The following is a 23,466-nucleotide window of genomic DNA, read 5'->3' as shown; positions in this document are numbered from 1 at the left end:
CGTCTGCGTCGTTGCGATGCAGGGAAATCTACGCCCGCCTTCCGATAAGGTAAAAGACCCATATACAATGATAGCCATAAGTATCAATTATGGTAATCAGGCATGCTGCTGCGTCATATCCACTACTTCCTCGCCGTCGCCGAGCACCGCGGCTTCACCCGGGCGGCCGCCGCCCTGCACGTCTCCCAGCCGGCGCTCTCTCAGCAGATCAAGCAGCTCGAGGAGCGGCTGGGGGCGCCGCTGTTCGACCGCTCCGGGCGCGCGATCCGCCTCACCGATGCCGGCGAGGTCTACGCGCGCTTCGCCCGGCTCGCCCTTAAGGATCTGGAGGCGGGCGAGCGCGCCATCCACGACGTCGGCGACCTCAGCGAGGGCAGCCTGCGCCTCGCGATCACGCCGACCTTCACCGCCTACCTGGTGGGCCCGCTCGTCGCCGCCTTCCACGCGCGCTATCCCGAGATCACGCTGAGCGTCGGCGAGATGTCTCAGGAGCGCATGGAGGAGCTGATCAACGACGACCGGATCGACGTGGGGATCGCCTTCGACGAGGTGCACTCCGCGGATCTCGAGGCGACCGAGTTGCTCGTCGAGACGCTGACCCTGGGGGTGGGGCGGGAGCATCCACTGGCCGGGCAGGCGCGCGTGGCGCTCGCCCGGCTCGACGCCCAGCCGATGATCCTGCTCGATGACGAGTTCGCCACCCGCGAGCGCATCGATCGCTACTGCCGCCAGCACGGCGTCTATCCCCGGGTGATGATGGAGGCCAACTCGATCAGCGCGGTGGTCGAGATCGTGCGCCGAACGTCTCTGGCGACCCTGCTGCCGGAGCCGATCGTCCGGCAACACGACGACCTGCTGGCCCTGGCCCTCGAGCCGGCCTCCTTCTTTCGCACGGCCGTTCTGCTGCAGCGCCGGGGCGCCTATCGCACCGCCGCGGCGCGCGCCTTCGTCGATCTGGCCCTGGAGCACTGTCGAGACCTCGCGCCGTCGCCCTGACCCCCGGTCGGGCTACGCCATCGCCACCCTCGCTACCCCCGCGAAACGCCGTGCCCCGCTGCCGTCGGGCGCGATCTGTCGCCACAATGCCGAAGGATTGCATACATAAATCTGAAGACTGTGCCGACAGTCGTCGGTGCGGCGCGGATGATGAAGCGGCATGCCATTGCCGCGGTGAACATTTTATATCTCGACAACCACCTGATATATAAGTGAGTTTTTTCGCCGAAAAATAAGCTGGAAATGTTTTCCAGAAAATCTTGACGGACCCCGGGAGTGGCGCCTAGTCTCTGTATACAGAAATATTTTCCAAAGAATAAAACCCGCCACTGGAGGAATCGTCATGGCTCGCATGACCGCCGCGGAAGCTGCCATTCACGTGCTGCGCAAGGAGGGCGTCGATGTCGCCTTCGGGGTGCCCGGCGCCGCCATCAACCCCTTCTACGCCGCGATGCGCAAGGTCGGAGGCGTCGATCACGTGCTGGCGCGCCATGTCGAAGGCGCCTCGCACATGGCCGAGGGCTATACTCGCACCCAGCCGGGCAACATCGGCGTGTGCATCGGTACCTCCGGCCCGGCCGGCACCGACATGATCACTGGGCTCTACTCTGCCTCGGCGGACTCCATCCCGATCCTGTGCATCACCGGCCAGGCACCGACCGGCAAGCTGCACAAGGAAGACTTCCAGGCGGTCGACATCCAGGCCATCGCCGGTCCGGTCACCAAGTGGGCAGTCACCGTGCTGGAGGCCGCCCAGGTGCCGCGCGCCTTCCAGCAGGCCTTCCAGCTGATGCGCAGCTCGCGTCCGGGTCCGGTGCTGCTCGACCTGCCCATCGACGTGCAGATGACCGAGATCGAGTTCGACCCGGACACCTATGAGCCGCTCCCCGCCTACAAGCCGGCCGCCAGCCGCGCCCAGGTGGAGAAGGCGCTTGGCATGCTCAACGAGGCCGACAAGCCGCTGCTGGTGGCCGGGGGCGGCATCATCAACGCCGATGCCGCCGACCAGCTCACCGAGTTCGCCGAGCTGACCGGGGTGCCGGTGATTCCGACCCTGATGGGCTGGGGCACCATTCCCGACGATCACCGCCTGATGGCGGGCATGGTCGGCCTGCAGACCTCGCACCGCTACGGCAACGCGACCATGCTCGAGTCCGACTTCGTGATGGGCATCGGCAACCGCTGGGCCAACCGCCACACCGGCACGCTCGAGACCTACACCAAGGATCGCAAGTTCGTTCACGTGGACATCGAGCCGACCCAGATCGGGCGCATCTTCGGCCCCGACTATGGCATCGTCTCCGACGCCAAGGCGGCGCTCGAGCTGTTCATCGAAGTGGCCCGCGAGTGGCAGGCCGAGGGTAAGCTCAAGGATCGCAGCGCCTGGGCCGAAGAGTGCCAGGAGCGCAAGCGCACCCTGCTGCGCAAGACCCACTTCGACGAGGTGCCGGTCAAGCCGCAGCGCGTCTACGAGGAGATGAACAAGGCGTTCGGCAAGAACACCCGCTACGTCAGCACCATCGGGCTCTCGCAGATCGCCGGCGCGCAGTTCCTGCACGTCTACAAGCCGCGCCACTGGATCAACTGTGGCCAGGCGGGGCCGCTGGGCTGGACCATCCCGGCCGCCCTGGGCGTGCGTCGCGCCGACCCGGATACCGATATCGTCGCGCTCTCCGGCGACTATGATTTCCAGTTCATGATCGAAGAGCTGGCGGTCGGGGCACAGTTCAACCTGCCCTACATCCACGTGGTGGTGAACAACTCCTACCTGGGACTGATTCGCCAGGCACAGCGCGGCTTCGAGATGGACTACCAGGTGCAGCTCGCCTTCGAGAACATCAACTGCCCGGAGATCAACGGCTACGGCGTCGATCATGTCTCCGTGGTCGAGGGCCTGGGCTGCAAGGCGATCCGCGTCACCGAGCCCGATCAGATCGCGTCGGCCTTCGCCGAGGCGCGTGAGCTGATGAAGGAGCATCGCGTGCCGGTGATGGTCGAGATCATCCTCGAGAAGGTGACCAACATCTCCATGGGCACCGACCTGGGTGGCATCAACGAGTTCGAGTCGCTGGCCGAGAATCCCGCTGACGCTCCGAGCTCCATCGCCGCCCTGCGCTGAGCCGCTCTTCGCTGAAGGGCAGGAGGCTCGCCGCCGGTGGGGACCGGCGGCGAGCGCTCCGGAAAGACCGCTGAAATACATGAAAAGAGACAGGGAGATGCACATGGCCAAGTTTGCCGCCAATCTCAGCATGCTGTTCACCGAGGTCGACTTCCTCGACCGCTTCGAGGCCGCCGCCAAGGCCGGCTTCAAGGGCGTGGAGTACCTCTTCCCGTACGACTTCGAGGCCGCCGATATCAAGCGTCGTCTCGACGACAACGGCCTGACCCAGGTGCTGTTCAACCTGCCGGCCGGCGACTGGGGCGCGGGTGAGCGCGGTATCGCCTGCCATCCGGATCGCGTCGAGGAATTCCGCTCGGGCGTCGATCGCGCGATCGCCTACGCTAAGGTGCTGGGCAACACCCAGGTCAACTGCCTGGCCGGCATCAAGCCCGAAAACGTCAGCGACGATCAGGCGCGCCAGACGCTGGTCGAGAACCTGCGCTTCGCCGCCGAGAAGCTCGCGGCCGAGGGCATCCTGCTGATCGCCGAGCCGATCAACACCCGCGACATCCCGGGCTTCTTCCTCAACCGCACCGCCCAGGCCCTGGCGCTGTTCGACGAGGTGGGCTCGAACAACCTGAAGCTGCAGTACGACATCTATCACATGCAGATCATGGAAGGGGATCTGGCCCCGACCATCGAGGCGAACCTCGCGCGCATCGCCCACGTGCAGCTGGCCGATAACCCCGGCCGCCACGAGCCGGGCACCGGCGAGATCAACTATCCCTTCCTGTTCGCGCACCTCGATCGTCTCGGCTATGACGGCTGGATCGGCTGCGAGTACAAGCCCAAGGCGGGCACCCAGGAAGGCCTGGGCTGGCTGGACGGCGTTCGCTGAAACGTGACTGCGCTCGGCTTCTCGATCGCCGGCGGTGCTCGGAGTCCTCATGTACTGACGTACACTCCGGCTCCTCCGCTCCGGCGGCGACCGACCTGCCATCGCTCGTAACGCGTTTCGCACCAGGAAAGATCGAGAAACAATGCGACGCATCACGCAAGTGACAGGAGAGATATCATGAGCAAGATCGGATTTATTGGACTGGGCATCATGGGTCGTCCCATGGCGGGCCACCTGCTGGACGCCGGCCACGAACTGACCACCGTCAAGCGCGGTACCCTTGACGAGACCCTGGCCTCCAAGGGCATGCAGGCGCTCGCCGATCCCAAGGCGGTCGCCGAGGCCTCCGAGGTGATCATCACCATGGTTCCGGACACCCCGGACGTCGAGAACGTGCTGTTCGGCGAGGGCGGCGTGATCGAGGGCCTGAAGCCCGGCACCCTGGTGATCGACATGAGCTCCATCGCGCCGATCCCCACCCAGGAGTTCGCCAAGCGCGTCCATGAGGCGGGTGGCGAGTACGTCGACGCCCCGGTCTCCGGCGGCGAGGGCGGCGCCATTAACGCCGCGCTGACCATCATGGTCGGTGCCACCGAAGAGGGCTTCAAGCGCGCCACACCGGTCCTCGAGGTAATGGGCAAGACCATCACCCACATCGGTGGACACGGCGCCGGCCAGACCTGCAAGGTGGCCAACCAGATCGTCGTCGCCCTGACCATCGAGGCGGTCTCCGAGGGTCTGCTGTTCGCCTCCAAGGCCGGCGCCGACGTGGCCAAGGTCCGCGAGTCGCTGCTCGGCGGCCTGGCCCAGTCGAAGATCCTCGACGTGCACGGTGAGCGCATGATCAAGCGCACCTTCGATCCGGGCTTCAAGGTCAAGCTGCACCAGAAGGACCTGAACCTGGCACTCGAAGGCGCGCGCACCCTCAACCTCTCACTGCCCGGCACCGCCAACGCCCAGCAGCTGTTCCAGGCCTGTGCCGCGCAAGATGGCGCCGACTGGGATCATGCCGGCATGGTCCGGGCCCTGGAGTCTCTGGCCAACCACGAGATCGGCCAGGACTGAGTGACGACACGTCCAGCGACAGGTCGTGAGCTCTACCCGTCGGCTGTCATTGTGGGCCGACGGGTGACAGGGAGGTGACTGCTCCCTGACGGCAGGCGTCGGGTCGTCGTCTGCCGGATCGCCGCTGGCGATCGTTGCCCGGTGGTGGGTTCCCCCTGAAGTACCCTCCCGTCACCGGGCCTTTTTCGTGAAGGAGACTCCCATGAACACACTCAGCCCCCAGGTATCTCACGGCGCTCTCGCGGCGCCGAGCGACTGGCTCCGGCAGCTGGCGGATACCGCCATCGCGGCCGTGCATCCCGATACCCTGCTGCCCGACCGGCTCCCCGAGCCGCCTCGCGGGCGCACCCTGGTGGTCGGCGCCGGCAAGGCCGCCGCCGCCATGGCCGCGGCCCTGGAGCGCAGCTGGCAGGCCCATCAGCCCGAGGCGCCGCTCGATGGCCTGGTGGTGACCCGCTATGGCCATGGTCCTCAAGAACAGGGTCCACAAGGGCAGGGTCCTCAGGGGCCGCAGAGCGAGTGCCGGCGCATCGAGGTCCTCGAGGCCTCGCACCCGATGCCCGACGACCTGAGCGAGCAGGCGGCGCGCCGCATGCTCGAGGCCGTGCAGGACCTGGGGGAAGATGACCTGGTAATCGCGCTGGTCTCCGGCGGCGGCTCGTCGCTGATGACCCTGCCGGCACCCGGCGTGAGCCTGGCCGAGAAGCAGGCGATCAACAAGGCGCTGCTGAGAAGCGGCGCACCGATTCGCGAGATCAATACCGTGCGTCGCCACCTCTCCGCCATCAAGGGCGGACGCCTGGCGGCTGCCGCGCACCCGGCCCGGGTGCTGACCTGGCTGATCTCCGACGTGCCCGGCGACGAGGCCTCGCTGATCGCCTCCGGGCCGACCTTGCCCGACGCGAGCCGCCCCGCTGAGGCGCTGGCGATCCTCGAGCGTCACGGCATCGAGGTCTCCGACGGCGTGCGTCAGTGCCTGGCCGGCCAGAGTACGCCGCCGCGGCCCGACGACGCCGGCTTCGCCCGGGATTCAAGCGAGATCCTCGCCCGCGCCCGGGACGCCCTGGCGGCCGGGCAGGCCGCCGCCGAGCACGATGGCATCGAGGTGCGCCTGCTCGGCGACGATCTGGAAGGCGAGGCCCGTGCGCTGGGCCGTGCCCAGGGCCGCATGGCCCTCTCCGCCCAGGACGGCCTCGAGCGGCCGCTGCTGATTCTTTCCGGCGGCGAGACCAGCGTGACCGTCGAGGGCGACGGCCGCGGCGGACGCAACGTCGAGTACCTGCTGGGGCTGTTCACGGCCCTCAAGGGCGCTCCCGGCATCCACGCCGTGGCGGTGGATACCGATGGTATCGACGGTTCCGAGGATAACGCCGGCGCACACTGCTCCCCCGAGGATTGGGGCAGGGCGCAAGCGGCGGGGCTCGATCCCGACGACTACCTGTCACGCAATGACGCGTATACTTTCTTCGAGGCCCTGGACGACCTGATCGTCACCGGGCCGACGCGCACCAATGTCAACGATTTTCGTGCCATCCTGGTACTGCCGAGGACCTCATGACGCTGCCGACTCACGCCCCGATTCACGCCCCCATTCGCCGCACCAAGATCGTCGCCACCCTGGGTCCGGCCAGCGACCGGGAGGGCGTGCTGGAAGAGATGCTTTCCTCCGGCGTCGATGTGGTTCGCCTCAACTTCTCCCACGGCTCGGCCGACGATCACCGCCAGCGCCTGGCGCGGGTGCGCGAGATCGCCGCGCGCCTGGGGCGCAGCGTCGCCGCGCTGGGTGACCTGCAGGGCCCCAAGATTCGCATCGCCCGCTTCAAGGAGGGCGCCGTGACCCTGGAGGAGGGCCAGTCCTTCATCCTCGACATGGGCCTGGACGGCGATCAGGGTGACGCCACCCGCGTCGGCTGCGACTACAAGACCCTGGCCGACGACGTCGCCCCGGGCGATCGCCTGCTGCTCGATGACGGCCGGCTGGTGCTCGACGTCAACCGCGTCGTCGACCACCTGATCCACACCAGCGTGGTGGTGGGCGGCAAGCTCTCCAACAACAAGGGCATCAACAAGCAGGGCGGCGGCCTCTCCGCCCCGGCGCTGACCGACAAGGATCGCGCTGACCTGAAGACCGCCGTCGACATCGGCGTCGACTACCTGGCGATCTCCTTCCCGCGCAGCGCCGCCGACATGCTCGAGGCCCGCGAGCTGCTCGGCGAGGCCGGCGCCGAGATCGGCCTGGTGGCCAAGCTCGAGCGCGCCGAGGCGGTGGCCAGTGACGAGACCCTGGACGGCATCATCCGCGCCAGCGAGGCGGTGATGGTGGCCCGCGGCGATCTCGGCGTGGAGATCGGCGATGCCAAGCTGATCGGCACCCAGAAACGCATCATCAAGCATGCCCGGACGCTGAACCGCGCGGTGATCACCGCTACCCAGATGATGGAGTCGATGATCGAGTCGCCGCTGCCCACCCGGGCCGAGGTGTTCGACGTGGCCAACGCGGTGCTCGACGGCACCGACGCGGTGATGCTCTCCGCCGAGACCGCCGCCGGCGACTTCCCGGTGGAGACCATCGAGGCGATGAACCGGGTGTGCATGGGCGCCGAGCGCGAACGCCGCGCCCAGGAGTCCGGCCACCGCATCCACGAGGGCTTCAGCCGCATCGACGAGACCATCGCGCTCTCGGCGATGTATGCCGCCAACCATCTCGAGGGCGTGGCCGCCATCGCCTGCATGACCGCGTCGGGCTACACGCCGCTGATCGCCTCGCGGATCAGTTCGGGGCTGCCGATCGTCGGGCTGGCCCATAACCCGATCGCCCAGCGTCGCATGGCGCTCTATCGCGGGGTGGTCTCGCTGCCCTTCGACACCAGCGAGATGAGCGCTTCCGAGCTCAACGACCGCGCCCTGGCGCTGCTGGTCGGGCAGGGCATCGCCGAACCGGGCGATCACGTGATCCTCACTCGCGGCGATCACATGAACGCCCACGGCGGCACCAACACCCTGAAGATCCTCGATGTGGGGGCGGAGCACCAGGCCGATGCGTGATTCTTGTATACGATAGGTCCGTCTGCTGTGGCCATTCCGGTGACGGGATGAGAAGCTGTCAGCAAACCACCTAGAGGAACGATCATGCACGAGTGGCAGGAGGAGGTGCTGGCGGAGGTCAGGGCCGGGCGTCGCATCAGCGACCGGGACATCGTCGACCAGGTGCGGCGTGCCGTGCTGATGCAGCGCCTGCCGCCGGGCACGCGTCTGCCGGAGGTGACGCTGGGCGAGGTCTTCGGGGTCAGCCGGTCGGTGGTGCGCAAGGCCCTCACCCGGCTCGCTTCGGAGCACGTGGTCGATCAGCGTCCCAATCAGGTGGCGCGGGTGCGGGCGCCGAGCATCGAGGAGACCCGCGAGACCTTCGCCGCCCGGCGTCTGGTCGAGGGCGAGGTGGCCGCGCTGTTGGCCGGCGGTCTCGATGCCGCCTCGACGGCGCGCCTCGAGCAGGAGGTCGAGCGCGAAATCGCGGCCCACCAGCGCGGCGACGAGCCGGCGCGCATCGAGCACTCCCTGGCCATTCACCACCTGCTGGCCGACCAGTCGCCGAATCGCGTGCTGGGCGCGATGCTCACCGACCTGATCCTGCGCACCTCCATCGTGATCGCCCTCTACAAGCGGCCGAGCCTCGGCTCCTGCTACCTCGAGGGGGATCACACCTCGCTGCTGGCCGCCCTCCGGCAGGGCGAGGGCGAGGCCGCCCGGGGCGCCATCCTGGACCACCTGGAGAGCCTCGAGGCGCTCCTCGACCTGAGCGCCCGGGAGACCCGCATCGACCTGATGGCGATCCTCGGGCAGGCCGACGAGGCGCAGGCCTGATCCGACCTTGATGCGCATCAAGGCGGGTAGCGCCCCGGCGCCGCCCGCCTTGTTCCATTCGCGGACCTGGCCGACAATGCGGGCTCGTTGACTCGGGTTCGGGATCTCTTCATGACCGCTGTGCTCCGCCTCGCCCTGGCCGCCTGGCTGCTGGCGATCGCCTCTCCGGCGATCGCGGGGCCGGCCACCGTGGCCGCCGCCTCCTCCCTGCAATTCGCCTTCCCCGAGCTGGTCGAGCGCTTTCGTGCCCAGGGCGGCGCGCCGGTGCGCATCAACTACGGCGCCTCCGGCAACTTCCGGCGGCAGATCGCCCAGGGCGCGCCCTTCGAGCTCTTCCTCTCGGCGGACGAACAGAGCGTGCTGGCCCTCGACGAGGAAGGCTTCACCGAGGATGCCGGGGTGGTCTACGCGGTCGGCCGGCTGGCCTGGATCCAGCCCCCCGGGCGCGGCGCGCTGCCGAGCGAGGAGGACGCGCTCTCCGCCGTCGAGGCGGCCATCGCCACGCACCGCGCGGGGGAGGGCCGCCCGCGGCTGGCCCTGGCCAACCCGGAGCACGCCCCCTACGGCATCGCCGCCCGCCAGACGCTCCAGCAGGCCGGGCTGTGGGAGGACTCTGCGCCGCTTCGCGTGATGGGCGAGAACGTCTCCCAGGCCGCGCGCTTCGCCCTGGCCGACGAGGCCCGCGGCGGCCTGGTGGCCTACTCGCTGGCCCTGGCCCCGACGCTTGCCGCGCGGGCCGAGGTCGTGCTGATCCCCGACGACCGGCACGCGCCGCTGCGCCAGCGCATGGCGCTGATGCCCGACGCCGGCGCGTCGGCCCGCGCCCTCTACGCCTGGCTGCAGGGCAAGGAGGCGCGCGAGATCCTGGCGCGCTTCGGCTTCCAGCCGCCGACCCTGCCCCAGGCCCCGGCGGACGCATCCTGATGGACTGGACGGCGCTCTCGGTCTCGCTGCGCCTGTCGGCCCTGACCTGCCTGCTGCTGCTGCCGGTGGGGCTGTGGCTGGGACGCGCCCTGGCGCTGTCGCGCTTTCGCGGCCGCGCGCTTTGCGAGGCGCTGGTGGCGCTGCCGCTGGTGATGCCGCCCACGGTGCTGGGGTTCTACCTGATGCAGGCCTTCGGGGTGCAGGCGCCGTTCGGCGCCTTCTGGCAATCACTGACCGGCGGCGGGCTCAACTTCACCTTCACCGGCATCCTGCTCGCCTCGCTGGTCGCCAACCTGCCCTTCGCCGTGCAGCCGATCCAGCGCGCCTTCGAGACGATCCCCCCCAACCTGCGCGAGGCGGCCTGGTGCAGCGGCCTCTCGCCGAGCCAGACGCTCTGGCGTATCGAGCTGCCGCTGGTGTGGCCGGGGCTGGTCTCGGCCCTGGCGCTGACCTTCGCCCACACCCTCGGCGAGTTCGGAGTGATCCTGATGGTCGGCGGCGCCATCGACGGCGAGACCCGCACCCTGGCCATTGCCATCTACGATCGGGTCCAGGCCTTCGACGAGTCCGGCGCCGCGGTGATGTCGGCCATGCTGCTGCTGGTCTCCTTCCTGACCATCGGCGTGGTCTATGGGCTCGCCGGGCGACGCAGGTGGCGCCGTGGCTGAGTCGAATCGAGGCGTTCGGTCCGAGGCGAACGGCCAGCGGGATCGATCCGGGTTGGCGGTCAGCCTGCACCAGCCCGGGCCGATCCCGCTGGCCGCCGACTTCCACTGCGAGGCCGGGGAGCTGCTGGCCCTGGTGGGGCCCTCGGGCAGCGGCAAGACCACCCTGCTGCGCGCCATCGCCGGGCTCTACCGGCCGGCGGGCGGCGTCATTCGCTGCGCCGGCGAGACCTGGTTCGATGCCGCGGCAGGGCGCTCGCTGCGCCCCCAGCAGCGCCGGGTGGGGCTGGTGTTCCAGGACTATGCGCTCTTCCCGCACCTGACGGCGCGGGGCAACGTCATGGTCGCGCTGGATCACCTGCCCGCCGCCGAACGGCGCCTTGCCGCCGAGCAGTGGCTCGCCCGGGTACGTCTCGATGGGCTCGCCGACCGCCATCCCGCGGCGCTCTCCGGCGGCCAGCGTCAGCGCGTCGCCCTGGCTCGGGCGCTGGCGCGCAACCCGCGGGTGCTGCTGCTCGACGAACCCTTCTCGGCGGTGGACCAGGTCACCCGGCGGCGGCTGCAGAGAGAGCTGGCCCTGCTGCGTGACGAGATTCGCATTCCCATCGTGCTGGTCACCCACGACCTGGACGAGGCCGCTGCCCTGGCCGATCGGCTCTGCGTGCTGCATGCCGGCCGCAGCCTGCAGCAGGCGCCGGCCGAGGCGCTCTTCCGCTGGCCCGCGAGCCCCGCGGTGGCGCGGCTGCTCGATCGCCACAATGTCTTCGCGGGCCGCGTGGCGGACGACGCGTCCGGTCGCTGGCTGCAGTGGGGGCCCTGGCGGCTGGAGGTGGCGAGTGGCCTCGAGCGGCTGTCGCCGGGGCAGCGGGTCAGCTGGTACCTGCCGCCGTCGGACGTAGTGCTGCACCGCCGCGGCCGTCCCTCTCGGGGAGAGCGTGAGAACCCCGTTCAGGGCCGAGTGGTGGAGATGGCGGTGCTGGGTGGCATTACCTTCGTGGCGCTGGCCTTCGATCACTGCGACGATACCCTGCGCTTCGAACTGCCCACCCATGCGGCGCGTCGCAACGGCCTGGCTCAGGGCGAGCGGGTGAGCGTCTCGCTGCTCGCCGCCGGGATCCACCTGATGCCCGGCGCCCGGCCCGTCGATGACGAGCCCGTCGATATCGAACCCGCCGATCTTTCCGGCCGCTGAGGAGACCTCAATGAATGCCACCCGCCGCCAGCTCCTGCTGGGCCTGGCCCTGCTGCCCGCGGCCGGCCTGCTGCCGCGTCCGCTGCTCGCCGCCGACCCCGATGCTGCCCCATCCCTTGAGAGCGTGCCGCTGGTCATCCACGGCGCCCGGGGGCCGCAGCGCCTCGAGGTGGAGGTGGCGCGAAGCATCCGCGAGCGCAGCCGCGGCCTGATGGAGCGCGACCACCTCGACGAGGGGGCCGGCATGCTCTTCCTCTACGATCGGCGCCAGCCCTCGCGCAACGGCTTCTGGATGTATCGCACGCGGATCCCGCTGGACATCGCCTTCATCGATGAGGCCGGCCGTATCGCCGAGATCCACCAGATGGCGCCCTGCACCGCTGGCGCGCCCGGCGACTGCCCGGTGACTCGTCCCGGCGTGCCCTACCGCGCGGCCCTGGAGGTGAACGCTGGCGCCTTCGCGGCGATGGGCGTGGCGGCGGGGGACTGCGTCAGCTGGCCGGGCGGCGGCGGGCTCTGTGCGGGCCGGGCCTCCGAATCGTCCGCCCCCTGAACACGTCGCCGGCGCCCTGGTCGGGTCACTCCTCGATCAGGATGCCGGGCGGCGCGGTCCGAAGCGCAGCGTGATCAGCGCCAGTCCCGCGAGGACCAAACCGCCCCCGGCCAGCTTGTTGATACCCAGACTATCGCCCAGCAGCCAGGCCCCCAGCAGCACCGCTCCCACCGGCATCAGCAGCGTCAGCGGCGTGACCCGGCTCACCGGGTGGCGGCGCAGTAGCCCGTACCAGAGGCCGTAGGCCAGGATGGAGGACATCACCGCGGTGTAGAACACCGCGCCCCAGCCGGCCCATCCGGCCGCCTGGATGGCCTGCCACTGGCCCTGCTCGAACCACCAGGAACCCAGCGCCACCTGAGGCGTGGCGAACAGCGCCACCCAGCCGGCCAGCGCCATGGGCGAGACCTTGGGGCCCTGCTTGATCAGCAACTGCGAGATGGCCCAGCCCAGGGCGCTTAACAGTAGCAGGGCGGTGGGCAGCGGCGAGGGCAGGGTAGGGCCGCCGGCCAGTACCGCGACCCCGGCGAAGGAGAGCGCCAGGCCGGCCAGTCGACGCGGCCCCAGGCGCTCCTTGAGGAACACCACGGCGAGCAGGGTCGCGAAGGGCGTGCCCATCTGCACCAGCAGCGCGCCGGTGCCCGCCTCGGCTTGACCGAGCCCGATGAACAGCAGGGCGAAGTGCAGCGAACCGAAGGTCACCGAGAGCAGCGCCAGGAAGGGCAGCTGGTGACGCGCCACCGGGTGGAACGGTACCAGCAGTACCGCCACCAGGGCGAAGCGCAGCGTGGTCAGCAGCAGCGGGGGAAGCTCGGCCACCCCCAGCTTGATGACGATGATGTTCAGCGCCCAGATGACGATGACGGCGAGGCCCAGGGCCAGGTCACGGAGCGGCACGGTGTCTCCTCGGGGGAATGAGCGCAAAGCCTGACAGCATAGCAACTTCGTTGAATCCGGGGACAGCCGGCGGGCTTCGTGTCCCTTGCATGACGCTTGGATGACAGGGCATCTTGAGGCTCGCGGCGTCGATGACGCCCTGACAACAACGATGCCGGGGAGGCCACCGCTGGGCTCCCCGCGCCCAACACCGCAAGGACACGCCATGCCTTCATCATGCCCCGCACGCAGAGTGGCCGCCGCCCTAGCCGGCGTCCTGCTCGTCAGCGCTTCCCTCGCCATCTCCTCGTCCGTCGAGGCCCGCGAGCTCTCCGTCTCCACCGTGCTCTCCGACGCCTTCCCCTGGGGACAGGCCGCCGAGAAGTGGGCCGAGCGGGTCGCCGAGCGCTCCGGCGGCGAGCTGACCCTGCGGGTCTATCCCAACTCCCAGCTGGTCAGCGGCGACCAGACTCGCGAGTTCTCGGCCATGCGCTCGGGACTGATCGACGCGGCCGTGGGCTCGACCATCAACTGGTCGCCCCAGGTACCGGAACTGAACCTCTTCTCGCTGCCCTTCTTCATGCCCGACGTCGAGTCGGTCGATGCCGTCACCGGCGGTGCGGCCGGCGAGATGGTCTTCGAGGCCATCGCGTCGCGCGGCGTGGTGCCGTTGGCCTGGGGCGAGAACGGCTTTCGCCAGCTCTCCAACTCCCAGGGGCCCATCGACGAGCCGGCCGACCTCGAGGGCCTGAAGATCCGCGTGGTGGGCTCGCCGCTGTTCCAGGACACCTTCACGGCGCTGGGCGCCAACCCGACCCAGATGAGCTGGGCCGATGCCAAGCCGGCGTTGACCACCGGCGCGGTCGACGGCCAGGAGAATCCGCTGTCGGTGTTCGACGTGGCGCGCATCGACCAGGTGGGGCAGGAGCATCTGACCCTCTGGAACTACATGAACGATCCGCTGGTGTTCGCGGTGAACCGTCAGGTGTGGGAGTCGCTCAGCGAGCAGGAGCGCACCATCCTGCGCGAATCCGCCGAGGAGGCCGGTGCCTGGGAGATCGCCATGACCCGCGAGGAGGAGCCGGCGCGGCTGGCGGCGATCCAGGAGCGCGGCGTCACGGTCACCGAGCTCGACGAGGCACAGCACCAGGCCTTCGTCGAGGCGACCGAGGCGGTCCACGACGAGTGGGTGCCGCGCATCGGCGAGGCGATCGTCGAGGCCGCCCGCAGTGACATGCAGCCGGACTGACCTCCTGGTATTCCATCCCATCGGTCCCTCTTTTCGGCCCTTCTCATCGTCCCTTCTCATCGTCCCTTCTCATCGGCCCCATGCGGGGCCGATCCCGTCTCGACTCCTCTGATAGCGCGACTCCCATGAAACGTCCCGACGCAAGACTCGAACGCCTGCTGGCGACCCTGGCGATCCTGATCATCAGCCTGATCAGCCTGGCCAACGTGGTGGTGCGCTACCTCACCGGCGGCTCCTTCGCCTTTACCGAGGAGTTCTCGGTGTTCCTGCTGGTGGTGCTGACCTTCGCCGGCGCCTCGGTGGCCCTGCGCCACCACCGCCATATCCGCATCGGCCTGCTCGAGCGGGCCCTGCCGGCGGCGCCGCGCCGCGTCCTGATCCTCTTCCAGGGAGCCTGCGGCCTGATCGTACTGGGGCTGATCACCTGGTTCGGCGCCCGGATGACCTGGCAGGAGGTCCAGTGGGGCTCGCTCTCACCGGGGCTCGGCCTGCCGCAGTGGTGGTACCTGGCCTGGCTGCCGCTGCTCTCGGCGCTGATGATGCTGCGCCAGGTGCAGCAGACTTGGGATCGCCTGCGCGGGGGGCTCGAGGATGACGCCTGATCTGTGGATGCTGCTGGCCTTCGCGGGCCTGCTGATCGCCGGGGTGCCGGTGGCCTTCTCGCTGGGGCTGTCCGGGGCCGTGGGCATCCTCGCCGGCCTTTCGCCCGCCATGCTGGCCACGCTGGGCACTAACACCTACAACGGCGTGGCCAAGTACCCGCTGATCGCCATCCCGCTGTTCATCCTCACGGGCCTGATCTTCGAGCGGGCTGGGGTGGCGGCGCGGCTGGTGCGCTTCGCCCAGGCGCTGATCGGCCCGCGCCACGGAGGCCTGGCCGTGGTGGCGGTGCTGGTCTGCATGATCATGGGCGGGATGAGCGGCTCGGGTCCCGCCGATGCCGCGGCGGTGGCCATGGTGATGCTGCCGAGCATGACCAAGGCCGGCTATCCCAAGCCCTTCTCGGCCACGCTGATCGCCGCCTCGGCTTCCACGGCGATCCTGATCCCGCCCTCGGTGGCGCTGATCCTCTACTCCATCGTGGTGCCGGGGGTCGACCTGCGGGCGCTGTTCGCGGCGGGGCTCTTCCCCGGCATCCTGGCCGGGCTGGCCCTGCTCGGGCCGGCGGTGCTGGTCTCGCGCCGCTACCGTTGGGAAGGGAATGGCTGGGAAGGGAGTGGTGGAGAAGGCGGCAGCCAGGAGCGGGCGGCGGCACGCCCGCAGGTGGGGGAGAGCTTCCGGCAGGCGCTGCCGGCGCTCTTCGCCCCGGTGCTGATCCTCGGCGGGTTGCGCAGCGGGCTATTCACGCCCACCGAGGCGGCCGTAGTGGCGGTGACCTACGGCGCCCTGGTCGGCCTCTTCCTGACTCGCGAGATGCGCTGGCGGGATCTCTGGGAGCTGCTCGGCGAGGCGGCGGTGATCTCCGGTGTGGTGATGCTGATCATCGCCCTGGCCGGCATCTTCGCCTGGGCCGGCACCATGCTCGGCACCTTCCGTCACCTGGCGGAGTGGATCGTCGGGCTCACCGACAACGGCACGCTGCTGCTGGTGCTGATCATGCTGGCGGTGCTGCTGGCCGGCATGGTGCTCGATGCCATCTCGATCTACCTGATCATGATGCCGATCCTGATCCCGGTGATGCAGCACTTCGACTGGAACCCGGTGTGGTTCGGCATCCTGCTGGCGATGAACATCGCCATCGGCCAGTTCACCCCGCCGGTGGCGGTGAACCTGATGGTGACCACCGAGGTGGCGAAGATCCGCCTGGAGCAGACCGTGGGCTGGGCGCTGCTGTTCGTGGCGGCCATGGCGGCCGCCCTGGCGCTGGTGGCGCTGTTCCCCGCCATCGCCCTGTGGCTGCCCGGGGTGCTGGGCTACAACGTCTAGGCCAGGGGCGCGTAGCAGGGGCCGCGGCGCTCAGCCGTCGTGCGGGGCCTGGCCATCCTGCAGGGTGGCCAGGGTGCGCCGATGCAGGTCCCGGCTGGTGGCGTCGAAGAGCACGAAGCGCACGCGCTCGATGCCGGGGCAGCGGGGCAGGGTGGTGAGCACCGTCGAGATCGCGATGCGCGCCGCCTCGGCCGGCGGATAGCCGAAGGCCCCGGCGGAGAGGGCCGGGAAGGCGATCGAGCGGACCCCGTGGCGCTCGGCCAGCGCCAGGGCATGGCGGTAGCAGGCCGCGAGCAATTCGTCGGCGGGCTCGTCGACGCCATAGACCGGCCCCAGGCAGTGGATCACGCGACGGTTGGGCAGCGCGAAGGCCCCGGTGATCACCGCCTGGCCGGGGCGGATCGGCGCCAGCGGCCGGCACGCCTCGGCGAGTTCGGGGCCGGCGGCCCGGTGCAGGGCGCCGGCCACGCCGCCGCCGCTTCTCAGCTGGGCGTTGGCGGCATTGACCACGGTATCGATATCGTCCTGGCGGGCGATATCGCCCTGTTGGCATTCGATGCGCTCAGTCATGGCGGCACTCCTTCGTTGCCTGGCCTCTTCTCAGTCTGGTGTCCACAGCGGCAGGGCATCAAGGTCCGCCCGACGGTCCTTGCCCAGCGGCAGGCGGCGGCGCGCCTCGCGAAGCGCCGCCTTGTCCAGGGTAAGTCGCTGCCACTCCTCGCCGGTGCCGAAGGTAAGGGCGGGGTGGTCGTCGTCGACCAGCGGCGGGCAGAACAGCGACCGGCCCCACTCGGCGCCGGCGCGATTCAGGCTCAGCCAGTAGAGCTGGTTCTCCATGGCGCGGGTGGTGACGAAGGCGTGCCAGCTGGCGAAGCTGAAGTCGTGGGTGAAGGCGACCGGATGCAGGATCAGCTCGACCCCCTCAGTGGCCAGGCGCCGCGCCAGCTCCGGGAAGCGCAGGTCGTAGCAGATGACCACGCCGACCCGCCAGCCGGCGATCTCGGTGACCAGCAGCTGCTCGCCGGGCGAGAAGTGGGCCGCCTCGCCCGAGGCTCCGAACTGGGCGCAGTGGAGCTTGTCGTAGACGCCGGCCAGGCGGCCGTCGGGGCTGACCAGCACCTGGCTGATATGGCGGCGGCCGCCCGCGCGGCGCGCCATGCCGAAGGCGATGGCGGTGCCCAGTTCCCGGGCCAGCTCGGCGAAGGCCTGGACCACCGGGCCGCCGAGATCGTCATCCAGCGCCGCGAGGCAGTCGAAGGCGTCGTCGCTGTATTCCTGGGCGGCGAGCTCGGGCAGCACGATCAGATCCGGCACGCCATCATCACAGGCCGCGTGCATACGCTCCGCCAACCGGCTCAGGTGACTGAGCTGGTCGGCGCGACAACGCGTCGTCGGAATGCTGATCTGACCGGCGAGTATCTGCATGGTGTCTCCTGTGGCGAGGCCTGGCATTCGGGATCCAGGCCACTGCTTTTCGATCCTCATCTCAGTCTATTCGTGAGAACGTCTCGCCGCCGCTACGTGGACAGCGCCGCGAAAAATTAACGCTCGCGTGATCTACGCTGTGTCTAGACTCCCTCGTAAGCAAAAAGGCCTCATCATACGACCGCTTTTTTCGCTAAAGTAGGGGGGAGCGGCTAAGAGCCGTTGGCGGTTCAGGATCGGGACCGCCACTACACGGAATCCGTTTTCACAACACAAGAGGTGTGTTCATGAAACGTCATGCTTTCTCCGCCGCTGCCTTTTCCGGCGCGCTGCTGGGAGCCGCGATGTTTGCATCGCCGGCCATGGCCCAGGACGAGAAGTTCATCACCATCGGTACCGGTGGTCAGACCGGCGTCTACTACGTGGTTGGCCAGTCCGTCTGCCGCCTGGTGAACCGTCTGGAAGACGCGAACATCAAGTGCAACGCCCCCTCCACCGGCGGTTCGGTGGCCAACGTCAACGGCATCAAGTCCGGCGAGCTGGACATGGGCGTGGTGCAGTCCGACGTTCAGTACCAGGCCTACAACGGCACCGGCAACTTCGAGGGTGATGCCTACGAAGAGCTGCGCGCCGTCTTCCGCGTCCACGGCGAGCCGCTGACCATGCTGGCCCGCGCCGATGCCGGCATCGAGGGCCTCGACGACCTGGAAGGCAAGCGCGTCAACATCGGCAACCCGGGCTCCGGCCAGCGCAACACCATGGAAGTTGTCATGGATGCCAAGGGCTGGACCATGGATACCTTCTCCCTGGCCTCCCAGCTGGACGCCGCCGAGCAGGCCGCGGCCCTGTCCGACAACAACATCGACGCCATGGTCTATGTGGTCGGTCACCCCAACGGTTCCCTGCAGGAAGCCACCACCACCGTCGATGCGCGTCTCGTCCCGCTAGATGGGCCGGCCATCGAGCAGATCGTCGAGGAGCATCCCTACTACTCCATGTCGGTCATCCCCGGCGGTCTCTACAAGGGCAACCCGGACGACGTGCCCACCTTCGGCGTGGCGGCCACCTTCGTGACCGACAGCAACACCGACGACGAGGTGGTCTACCAGACGGTCAAGGCGATCTTCGACAATTTCGACCGCTTCAAGCGTCTGCACCCTGCCTTCGAGAACCTCGATCCGCAGGAGATGGTCAGCTCCGGTCTGTCGGCGCCGCTGCATGAGGGTGCCGCACGCTACTATCGCGAGCAGGGCTGGATCGAGTGATCTTCGGCATCTGAGATCACCTCATCCAGGTGTTGAGTGCGCGGTCATCCCGAGAGGTGGCCGCGCACTCTGGTTCTGACGAATGATTACCAGTGTCAATCGATAACTTAGAGCAGGGCTCGCTTATGACCGAGGACAAGATGAGGTCTCCGGGTGACGAGGTCGACCTGGAGGATATGGTCGCCTCTACCGACTCGGGGGCGCGCAAGCCGGCCGGAATGCCGGGCAAGTTGCTGGTCAGCATCGCCGCGGTGTGGTCGCTCTTCCAGCTGTGGATCGCCTCGCCGATCCCCTTTATGCTGGGCTTCGGGGTCTTCAATGCCACCGAGGCCCGATCGATTCATCTGGCATTCGCCCTCTTCCTGGCCTATATGGCCTACCCGGCGCTGCAACGCTCGCCGCGAGACCGCATTCCCATCCAGGATTGGGTGCTGGCGGCGGTCGCGGCCTTCTGCGGCGCCTATATGTTCATGTTTTACGAACAGCTGGCTCAGCGTCCCGGTGCGCCCATCCTGCAGGATGTGATCATCGGGGTGATCGGCATCCTGCTGCTGCTCGAGGCGACGCGTCGCGCCCTCGGACCGCCGTTGATGATCGTGGCCATGGTGTTTCTCGTCTACAGCCTCGCCGGTCCCTGGATGCCGGGCATTCTGGCTCACGGTGGGGTTAGCCTGTTCGGCCTGGTCAACCATCAGTGGCTGACCACCCAGGGGGTCTTCGGCATCGCCCTGGGGGTCTCGACCAGCTTCGTCTTCCTGTTCGTGCTGTTCGGCGCCCTGCTCGACAAGGCGGGCGCGGGTAACTACTTCATCAAGGTCGCCTTCTCGCTGCTCGGCCACTACAAGGGCGGGCCCGCCAAGGCCGCCGTGGTGGCCTCCGGCATGACCGGCCTGATCTCCGGCTCCTCGATCGCCAACGTGGTGACCACGGGCACCTTTACCGTGCCGATGATGAAGCGCGTCGGCTTCCCCGCCGAGAAGGCGGGCGCGGTGGAGGTGGCTTCCTCGGTCAACGGCCAGATCATGCCGCCGGTGATGGGGGCCGCGGCCTTCCTGATGGTCGAGTACGTCGGCATCTCCTATGTCGACGTGATCAAGCACGCCTTCCTGCCGGCGCTGATCTCCTACATCGCGCTGATCTATATCGTGCACCTCGAGGCCCTGAAGGCCAACATGCAGGGCCTGCAGAGCAGCAATCCGCCCAAGCCTCTGGTGCGCAAGGTGATCGGCTTCCTCGGCGGCCTGCTGCTGATGATGATCACGGCCCTGGTGGTCTATTACGGCCTGGGCTGGATCAAGCCCTTGATGGGCGATGCCACCCCCTGGTTGGTGGCCGTGGTCCTGACGGCGGTGTACGTAGGGCTCTTGAAGCTGGCCTCCGGCTACCCCGAGCTCGAGCTCGACGATCCCAATGAACCGGTCTATACCCTGCCGCAGACGCGCCCCACGGTGATGGTCGGCCTGCAGTACATCCTGCCGGTCGTCGTGCTGATCTGGTGCCTGATGGTAGAGCGCCTCTCGCCGGGGCTGTCGGCCTTCTGGGCCACGGTGCTGATGGTCTTCATCATGATCACCCAGCGCCCGATCACCTCGATCTTCCGCGGCCGTAGCGACATGGCGAAGGATATCCGCGAGGGGCTGCTGGATCTGTGGAGCGGGCTGGTGACCGGTGCGCGCAACATGATCGGCATCGGCATCGCCACGGCCACCGCTGGCATCATCGTCGGCGCCGTCTCCCAGACCGGCGTGGGCCTGGTGCTGGCCGACGTGGTCGAGGTGCTCTCCATGGGTAATCTCATGCTGATCCTGCTGCTCACCGCGGTGCTCAGCCTGATCCTCGGCATGGGTCTGCCCACCACCGCCAACTACATCGTGGTCTCGGCGCTGCTGGCCCCGGTGATCGTCCAGCTGGGCGAGCAGAATGGCCTGCTGGTGCCGCTGATCGCGGTGCACCTGTTCGTATTCTACTTCGGCATCATGGCCGACGTGACACCACCGGTGGGCCTGGCCTCCTTCGCCGCGGCGGCGGTGTCGGGCGGTGACCCCATCCGCACCGGTTTCCAGGCCTTCTACTACAGCCTGCGGACCGCGGCGCTGCCGTTCCTGTTCATCTTCAACACCGATCTGCTGCTGATCGATGTCTCCTGGCTGCAGGGGATCCTGATCTTCGTGGTGGCCACGGTGGCGATGCTGATCTTCGCGGCGGCCACCCAGGGCTTCATGGTGACGCGTAGCCGCTGGTACGAGTCGATCCTGCTGCTGCTGGTGGCCTTCACGCTGTTCCGGCCGGGGTTCTGGATGGACATGATCCACGATCCCTACCAGGACATCCCTCCAGCGCAGTTCGTCGAGACGCTGGGTAGCGTCAGCGATGACACCACCCTGCGGCTGCAGATAGCGGGTCTGGACGCCTACGGTGATCCCATGACCACCTACATGACGCTGCCGGTGCCGGAGGGCGAGACCGGCGAGGAACGCCTTGAGAACCTGGGGCTGGAACTGTTCATCGACGATGAGAAGGCGGTAGTCGACATGGTCGCCTACGGCAGTCAGGCCGCCGACATGGGCTTCGACTTCGATCAGGAGATTATCCAGGTCCTGGCTCCGGTGGATCGCTGGACCAAGGAGTGGATGTGGATTCCCGCCTTCCTGGTGTTCGGCCTGGTCCTGATGCTGCAACGGCGGCGGCGTGGTCGCGACGCCGCCCTGGCTCAAGCCTGAAGGAGGCGCAACCATGTACCAGAAGATCATGTTGCCGGTGGATCTCAACGAGGAGGCGTCATGGGAGAAGGCGCTGCCCACGGCCCTGTCGCTGTGCCAGAGCTTCGGTGCCTCGCTGCACGTGGTGACGGTGCTGCCCGACTACCGCATGCCGCTGGTGGGCTCCTACTTCCCCAAGAACTTCGCCGCGAAGGCGCACAAGGCGGTCTCCGAGGCCCAGCACGAGTTCATTCGTGAGCACGTGCCGGAGGACATCACCGTCCAGAGCGTGATCGTCGATGGCTCGCCATGGGAGGCGATCATCAAGGCGGGGAAGCAGCTCGAGATCGACCTGATCGTCATGGCCTCCCACAACAAGCGCAAGTTCGTCGACTACGTGCTCGGCCCAAATGCCGAGCATGTCGTGCATCACTCGAAGGTGTCGGTGATGATCGTGCGCTGAGTGGGCGCCATGCCGCTTGCGATGCCGTCGTTATTGATGGCATCGCGATCAAGGCAACGCGCAGCATCCCGCGAACGCCTCCCTCAAGGGAGGCGTTCGCGTAAGGTGGCGTCGCGCGGGTGGTGACTCCGGGCAAGACAGCTGGACTCGCGCTCTCGTGAGGATACGGTGCGTTGAGGGGCGCGTATCCGCGAGTTCTGCGTCAACGGCGGTCGTCGTCTATATTAATTAGGCGTTAAGTGATGACGGGCGCCTGTCGGCTACGCGTCGAGATGCGCCCCGAACCGGCCCGGCAGAACCGGGACACCAAAGGCGGAAACAGGGGTGTGACCATGAATGCGGCAACCAGAGAGCAGGACAAGACTGCTGCGCCCAATGTCAGGATCAACATCCGGTCAGTGGATATGGACAAGCCACGTGCCTGGTTGGCGGCGGGCTTCGAGGATTTTCGCCAGGCCACCTCGGTCAGCCTTGCCTACGGCATGTTCTGGGTGGGGCTGAGTATCGCCATCACCGCCGGCGCCTTCACGCTGGGGCTGTGGCACTGGTTGCTGCCGCTGATTGCCGGGTTCATGTTCCTCGGACCGCTGGTGGCGGTGGGATCCTACGGCATCAGCCGGGCGATCGAGGCGGGGCGCGTTCCCAACCTCGGTGATGCCTTCGGCGCCTGGAAGGGGCACGCCGGACAGCTGGCGATGATGGGCGTGATGATGATGATCTTCTTTCTCGCCTGGATTCGCCTGGCCACGCTGCTGTTTGCGCTGTTCTTCGGCCTCGAGGCACCCAATCCCGAGACGCTCTATTCCTCGCTGTTGACCACCCCCGACGGTCTGATCATGCTGGCGGTGGGTACCGCGATTGGCGGCGTGCTGGCCTTCGGCGCCTTCACCATCAGCGTGGTGGCGATCCCCACCCTGATGGATCAGGACCTCACCTTCATGGAGGGCATCGAGGCCAGCATCCGCTCGGTGGCCAAGAATTTCCGGCCGATGCTGCTGTGGGCGGCCATCCTCACCGGCTGCGTGCTGGTCGGGGTCATGACCTTCTATATCGGCCTGGCCCTGATCCTGCCGGTACTGGGCCATGCCAGCTGGCACGCCTACGAGGACCTGGTGCGCATCGAACCGCTCGAGAAACTGGAAAGCTGAGTCGATATTCGTCGCCGGAGGCAGTGGCATCGGTGGCATGACATGCATCCAGACAGGAGGGGCGCCTTGGCGCCCTTCATGCTTTGTGGCTCGCCACGTCCTGACCTCGGACGCCGAGTGACGTACTCTGTGCCGGTCTTCTTGTCTCAGGAATCCCGCT

Annotated in this window: 21 protein-coding genes; 18 read left to right on the top strand and 3 right to left on the bottom strand. The window is 68.0% G+C overall.

The features are described from left to right. The first annotated feature begins 102 nt into the window (after positions 1 to 102). From cynR to BM388_RS02395, 11 genes are all read left to right on the top strand, one after another. Positions 103 to 996, top strand: a complete 894-nt coding sequence (gene cynR, locus BM388_RS02445; RefSeq protein ID WP_089846848.1) for a transcriptional regulator CynR — start codon at positions 103 to 105, stop codon at positions 994 to 996. A 343-nt stretch (positions 997 to 1,339) separates the two neighbouring features. After that, entirely contained in the window at positions 1,340 to 3,115 is a 1,776-nt protein-coding gene (gene gcl / locus BM388_RS02440; RefSeq protein WP_089846847.1) for a glyoxylate carboligase, read from the top strand. Between the two features lie 103 nt (positions 3,116 to 3,218). Further along, entirely contained in the window at positions 3,219 to 3,995 is a 777-nt protein-coding gene (hyi, locus tag BM388_RS02435) for a hydroxypyruvate isomerase (RefSeq protein WP_089847035.1), read from the top strand. Between the two features lie 177 nt (positions 3,996 to 4,172). Then, positions 4,173 to 5,060, top strand: a complete 888-nt coding sequence (locus BM388_RS02430) for a 2-hydroxy-3-oxopropionate reductase (protein ID WP_089846845.1) — start codon at positions 4,173 to 4,175, stop codon at positions 5,058 to 5,060. A 202-nt stretch (positions 5,061 to 5,262) separates the two neighbouring features. Further along, positions 5,263 to 6,618 (top strand): glycerate kinase type-2 family protein, encoded by a 1,356-nt coding sequence (locus BM388_RS02425; protein ID WP_089846843.1) that lies wholly within the window; start codon positions 5,263 to 5,265, stop codon positions 6,616 to 6,618. Further along, entirely contained in the window at positions 6,615 to 8,105 is a 1,491-nt protein-coding gene (gene pyk / locus BM388_RS02420) for a pyruvate kinase (RefSeq protein WP_089846841.1), read from the top strand. The genes BM388_RS02425 and pyk overlap by 4 nt, the downstream gene beginning before the upstream one ends. 84 nt (positions 8,106 to 8,189) lie before the next feature. Further along, positions 8,190 to 8,921: a GntR family transcriptional regulator gene (locus tag BM388_RS02415; protein WP_089846839.1), complete on the top strand. Its 732-nt coding sequence runs from the start codon at positions 8,190 to 8,192 to the stop codon at positions 8,919 to 8,921. Between the two features lie 111 nt (positions 8,922 to 9,032). Next, complete coding sequence (gene modA / locus BM388_RS02410) at positions 9,033 to 9,845, top strand: molybdate ABC transporter substrate-binding protein (RefSeq protein ID WP_089846837.1); 813 nt, start codon at positions 9,033 to 9,035, stop codon at positions 9,843 to 9,845. Next, the gene (gene modB / locus BM388_RS02405; protein WP_089846835.1) at positions 9,845 to 10,513 is read left to right on the top strand and encodes a molybdate ABC transporter permease subunit; all 669 of its coding nucleotides are present in this window, start codon (positions 9,845 to 9,847) and stop codon (positions 10,511 to 10,513) included. The genes modA and modB overlap by 1 nt, the downstream gene beginning before the upstream one ends. 52 nt (positions 10,514 to 10,565) lie before the next feature. Further along, positions 10,566 to 11,702, top strand: a complete 1,137-nt coding sequence (locus BM388_RS02400; protein ID WP_245781441.1) for an ABC transporter ATP-binding protein — start codon at positions 10,566 to 10,568, stop codon at positions 11,700 to 11,702. A gap of 10 nt (positions 11,703 to 11,712) precedes the next feature. Then, entirely contained in the window at positions 11,713 to 12,255 is a 543-nt protein-coding gene (locus tag BM388_RS02395) for a DUF192 domain-containing protein (RefSeq protein WP_089846831.1), read from the top strand. A 36-nt stretch (positions 12,256 to 12,291) separates the two neighbouring features. Here the strand turns inward: BM388_RS02395 and BM388_RS02390 are convergent, their stop codons facing one another. Next, positions 12,292 to 13,152: a DMT family transporter gene (locus BM388_RS02390; RefSeq protein ID WP_089846829.1), complete on the bottom strand. Its 861-nt coding sequence runs from the start codon at positions 13,150 to 13,152 to the stop codon at positions 12,292 to 12,294. Between the two features lie 205 nt (positions 13,153 to 13,357). Here BM388_RS02390 and BM388_RS02385 point away from each other — a divergent pair, with 205 nt between their 5' ends. The 3 genes from BM388_RS02385 (at position 13,358) to BM388_RS02375 (ending at position 16,306) form a co-directional block, all read left to right on the top strand. Beyond that, entirely contained in the window at positions 13,358 to 14,380 is a 1,023-nt protein-coding gene (locus BM388_RS02385) for a DctP family TRAP transporter solute-binding subunit (RefSeq protein ID WP_089846827.1), read from the top strand. Positions 14,381 to 14,505: 125 nt separating this feature from the next. After that, positions 14,506 to 14,982: a TRAP transporter small permease gene (locus BM388_RS02380; RefSeq protein WP_089846825.1), complete on the top strand. Its 477-nt coding sequence runs from the start codon at positions 14,506 to 14,508 to the stop codon at positions 14,980 to 14,982. Then, the gene (locus BM388_RS02375; RefSeq protein ID WP_089846823.1) at positions 14,972 to 16,306 is read left to right on the top strand and encodes a TRAP transporter large permease; all 1,335 of its coding nucleotides are present in this window, start codon (positions 14,972 to 14,974) and stop codon (positions 16,304 to 16,306) included. Before BM388_RS02380 ends, BM388_RS02375 begins: the two co-directional genes overlap by 11 nt. A gap of 30 nt (positions 16,307 to 16,336) precedes the next feature. Here BM388_RS02375 and BM388_RS02370 read toward each other — a convergent pair whose 3' ends face one another. Both BM388_RS02370 and BM388_RS02365 read right to left on the bottom strand, forming a co-directional pair. Beyond that, the gene (locus tag BM388_RS02370; RefSeq protein ID WP_089846821.1) at positions 16,337 to 16,876 is read right to left on the bottom strand and encodes a macro domain-containing protein; all 540 of its coding nucleotides are present in this window, start codon (positions 16,874 to 16,876) and stop codon (positions 16,337 to 16,339) included. Between the two features lie 30 nt (positions 16,877 to 16,906). Next, complete coding sequence (locus BM388_RS02365; RefSeq protein WP_175535021.1) at positions 16,907 to 17,731, bottom strand: carbon-nitrogen hydrolase family protein; 825 nt, start codon at positions 17,729 to 17,731, stop codon at positions 16,907 to 16,909. A gap of 287 nt (positions 17,732 to 18,018) precedes the next feature. On the opposite strand from BM388_RS02365, the gene BM388_RS02360 reads away from it, so the two are divergent. The 4 genes from BM388_RS02360 (at position 18,019) to BM388_RS02345 (ending at position 23,306) form a co-directional block, all read left to right on the top strand. Then, on the top strand, positions 18,019 to 18,996 hold the full coding sequence (locus tag BM388_RS02360) for a TAXI family TRAP transporter solute-binding subunit (protein ID WP_089846815.1): 978 nt from the start codon (positions 18,019 to 18,021) through the stop codon (positions 18,994 to 18,996). A gap of 125 nt (positions 18,997 to 19,121) precedes the next feature. Then, positions 19,122 to 21,716, top strand: coding sequence for a TRAP transporter permease (locus BM388_RS02355; protein ID WP_089846813.1), 2,595 nt, complete (start codon positions 19,122 to 19,124; stop codon positions 21,714 to 21,716). 13 nt (positions 21,717 to 21,729) lie between these two features. Next, on the top strand, positions 21,730 to 22,158 hold the full coding sequence (locus BM388_RS02350; RefSeq protein WP_089846811.1) for a universal stress protein: 429 nt from the start codon (positions 21,730 to 21,732) through the stop codon (positions 22,156 to 22,158). A 332-nt stretch (positions 22,159 to 22,490) separates the two neighbouring features. After that, entirely contained in the window at positions 22,491 to 23,306 is an 816-nt protein-coding gene (locus BM388_RS02345) for a DUF2189 domain-containing protein (RefSeq protein WP_089846809.1), read from the top strand. Positions 23,307 to 23,466 lie beyond the last annotated feature (160 nt).

It is taken from the genome of Halomonas saccharevitans (assembly GCF_900116405.1).
GTDB classification, from domain to species: Bacteria; Pseudomonadota; Gammaproteobacteria; order Pseudomonadales; family Halomonadaceae; genus Halomonas; species Halomonas saccharevitans.
Note: the sequence above shows the minus strand (reverse complement) of the source record. Positions and strands in the feature narration are given on the sequence as shown.

Coding starts and splice junctions, on each gene's coding strand:
- BM388_RS02345 (WP_089846809.1), top strand. CDS start 22,491: ATGAATGCGGCAACCAGAGAGCAGGACAAGACTGCTGCGCCCAATGTC.
- gcl (WP_089846847.1), top strand. CDS start 1,340: ATGGCTCGCATGACCGCCGCGGAAGCTGCCATTCACGTGCTGCGCAAG.
- BM388_RS02355 (WP_089846813.1), top strand. CDS start 19,122: ATGACCGAGGACAAGATGAGGTCTCCGGGTGACGAGGTCGACCTGGAG.
- cynR (WP_089846848.1), top strand. CDS start 103: ATGCTGCTGCGTCATATCCACTACTTCCTCGCCGTCGCCGAGCACCGC.
- BM388_RS02395 (WP_089846831.1), top strand. CDS start 11,713: ATGAATGCCACCCGCCGCCAGCTCCTGCTGGGCCTGGCCCTGCTGCCC.
- BM388_RS02385 (WP_089846827.1), top strand. CDS start 13,358: ATGCCTTCATCATGCCCCGCACGCAGAGTGGCCGCCGCCCTAGCCGGC.
- hyi (WP_089847035.1), top strand. CDS start 3,219: ATGGCCAAGTTTGCCGCCAATCTCAGCATGCTGTTCACCGAGGTCGAC.
- BM388_RS02375 (WP_089846823.1), top strand. CDS start 14,972: ATGACGCCTGATCTGTGGATGCTGCTGGCCTTCGCGGGCCTGCTGATC.
- modB (WP_089846835.1), top strand. CDS start 9,845: ATGGACTGGACGGCGCTCTCGGTCTCGCTGCGCCTGTCGGCCCTGACC.
- BM388_RS02430 (WP_089846845.1), top strand. CDS start 4,173: ATGAGCAAGATCGGATTTATTGGACTGGGCATCATGGGTCGTCCCATG.
- BM388_RS02350 (WP_089846811.1), top strand. CDS start 21,730: ATGTACCAGAAGATCATGTTGCCGGTGGATCTCAACGAGGAGGCGTCA.
- BM388_RS02360 (WP_089846815.1), top strand. CDS start 18,019: ATGAAACGTCATGCTTTCTCCGCCGCTGCCTTTTCCGGCGCGCTGCTG.
- BM388_RS02380 (WP_089846825.1), top strand. CDS start 14,506: ATGAAACGTCCCGACGCAAGACTCGAACGCCTGCTGGCGACCCTGGCG.
- BM388_RS02415 (WP_089846839.1), top strand. CDS start 8,190: ATGCACGAGTGGCAGGAGGAGGTGCTGGCGGAGGTCAGGGCCGGGCGT.
- BM388_RS02365 (WP_175535021.1), bottom strand. CDS start 17,731: ATGCAGATACTCGCCGGTCAGATCAGCATTCCGACGACGCGTTGTCGC.
- BM388_RS02370 (WP_089846821.1), bottom strand. CDS start 16,876: ATGACTGAGCGCATCGAATGCCAACAGGGCGATATCGCCCGCCAGGAC.
- modA (WP_089846837.1), top strand. CDS start 9,033: ATGACCGCTGTGCTCCGCCTCGCCCTGGCCGCCTGGCTGCTGGCGATC.
- BM388_RS02425 (WP_089846843.1), top strand. CDS start 5,263: ATGAACACACTCAGCCCCCAGGTATCTCACGGCGCTCTCGCGGCGCCG.
- pyk (WP_089846841.1), top strand. CDS start 6,615: ATGACGCTGCCGACTCACGCCCCGATTCACGCCCCCATTCGCCGCACC.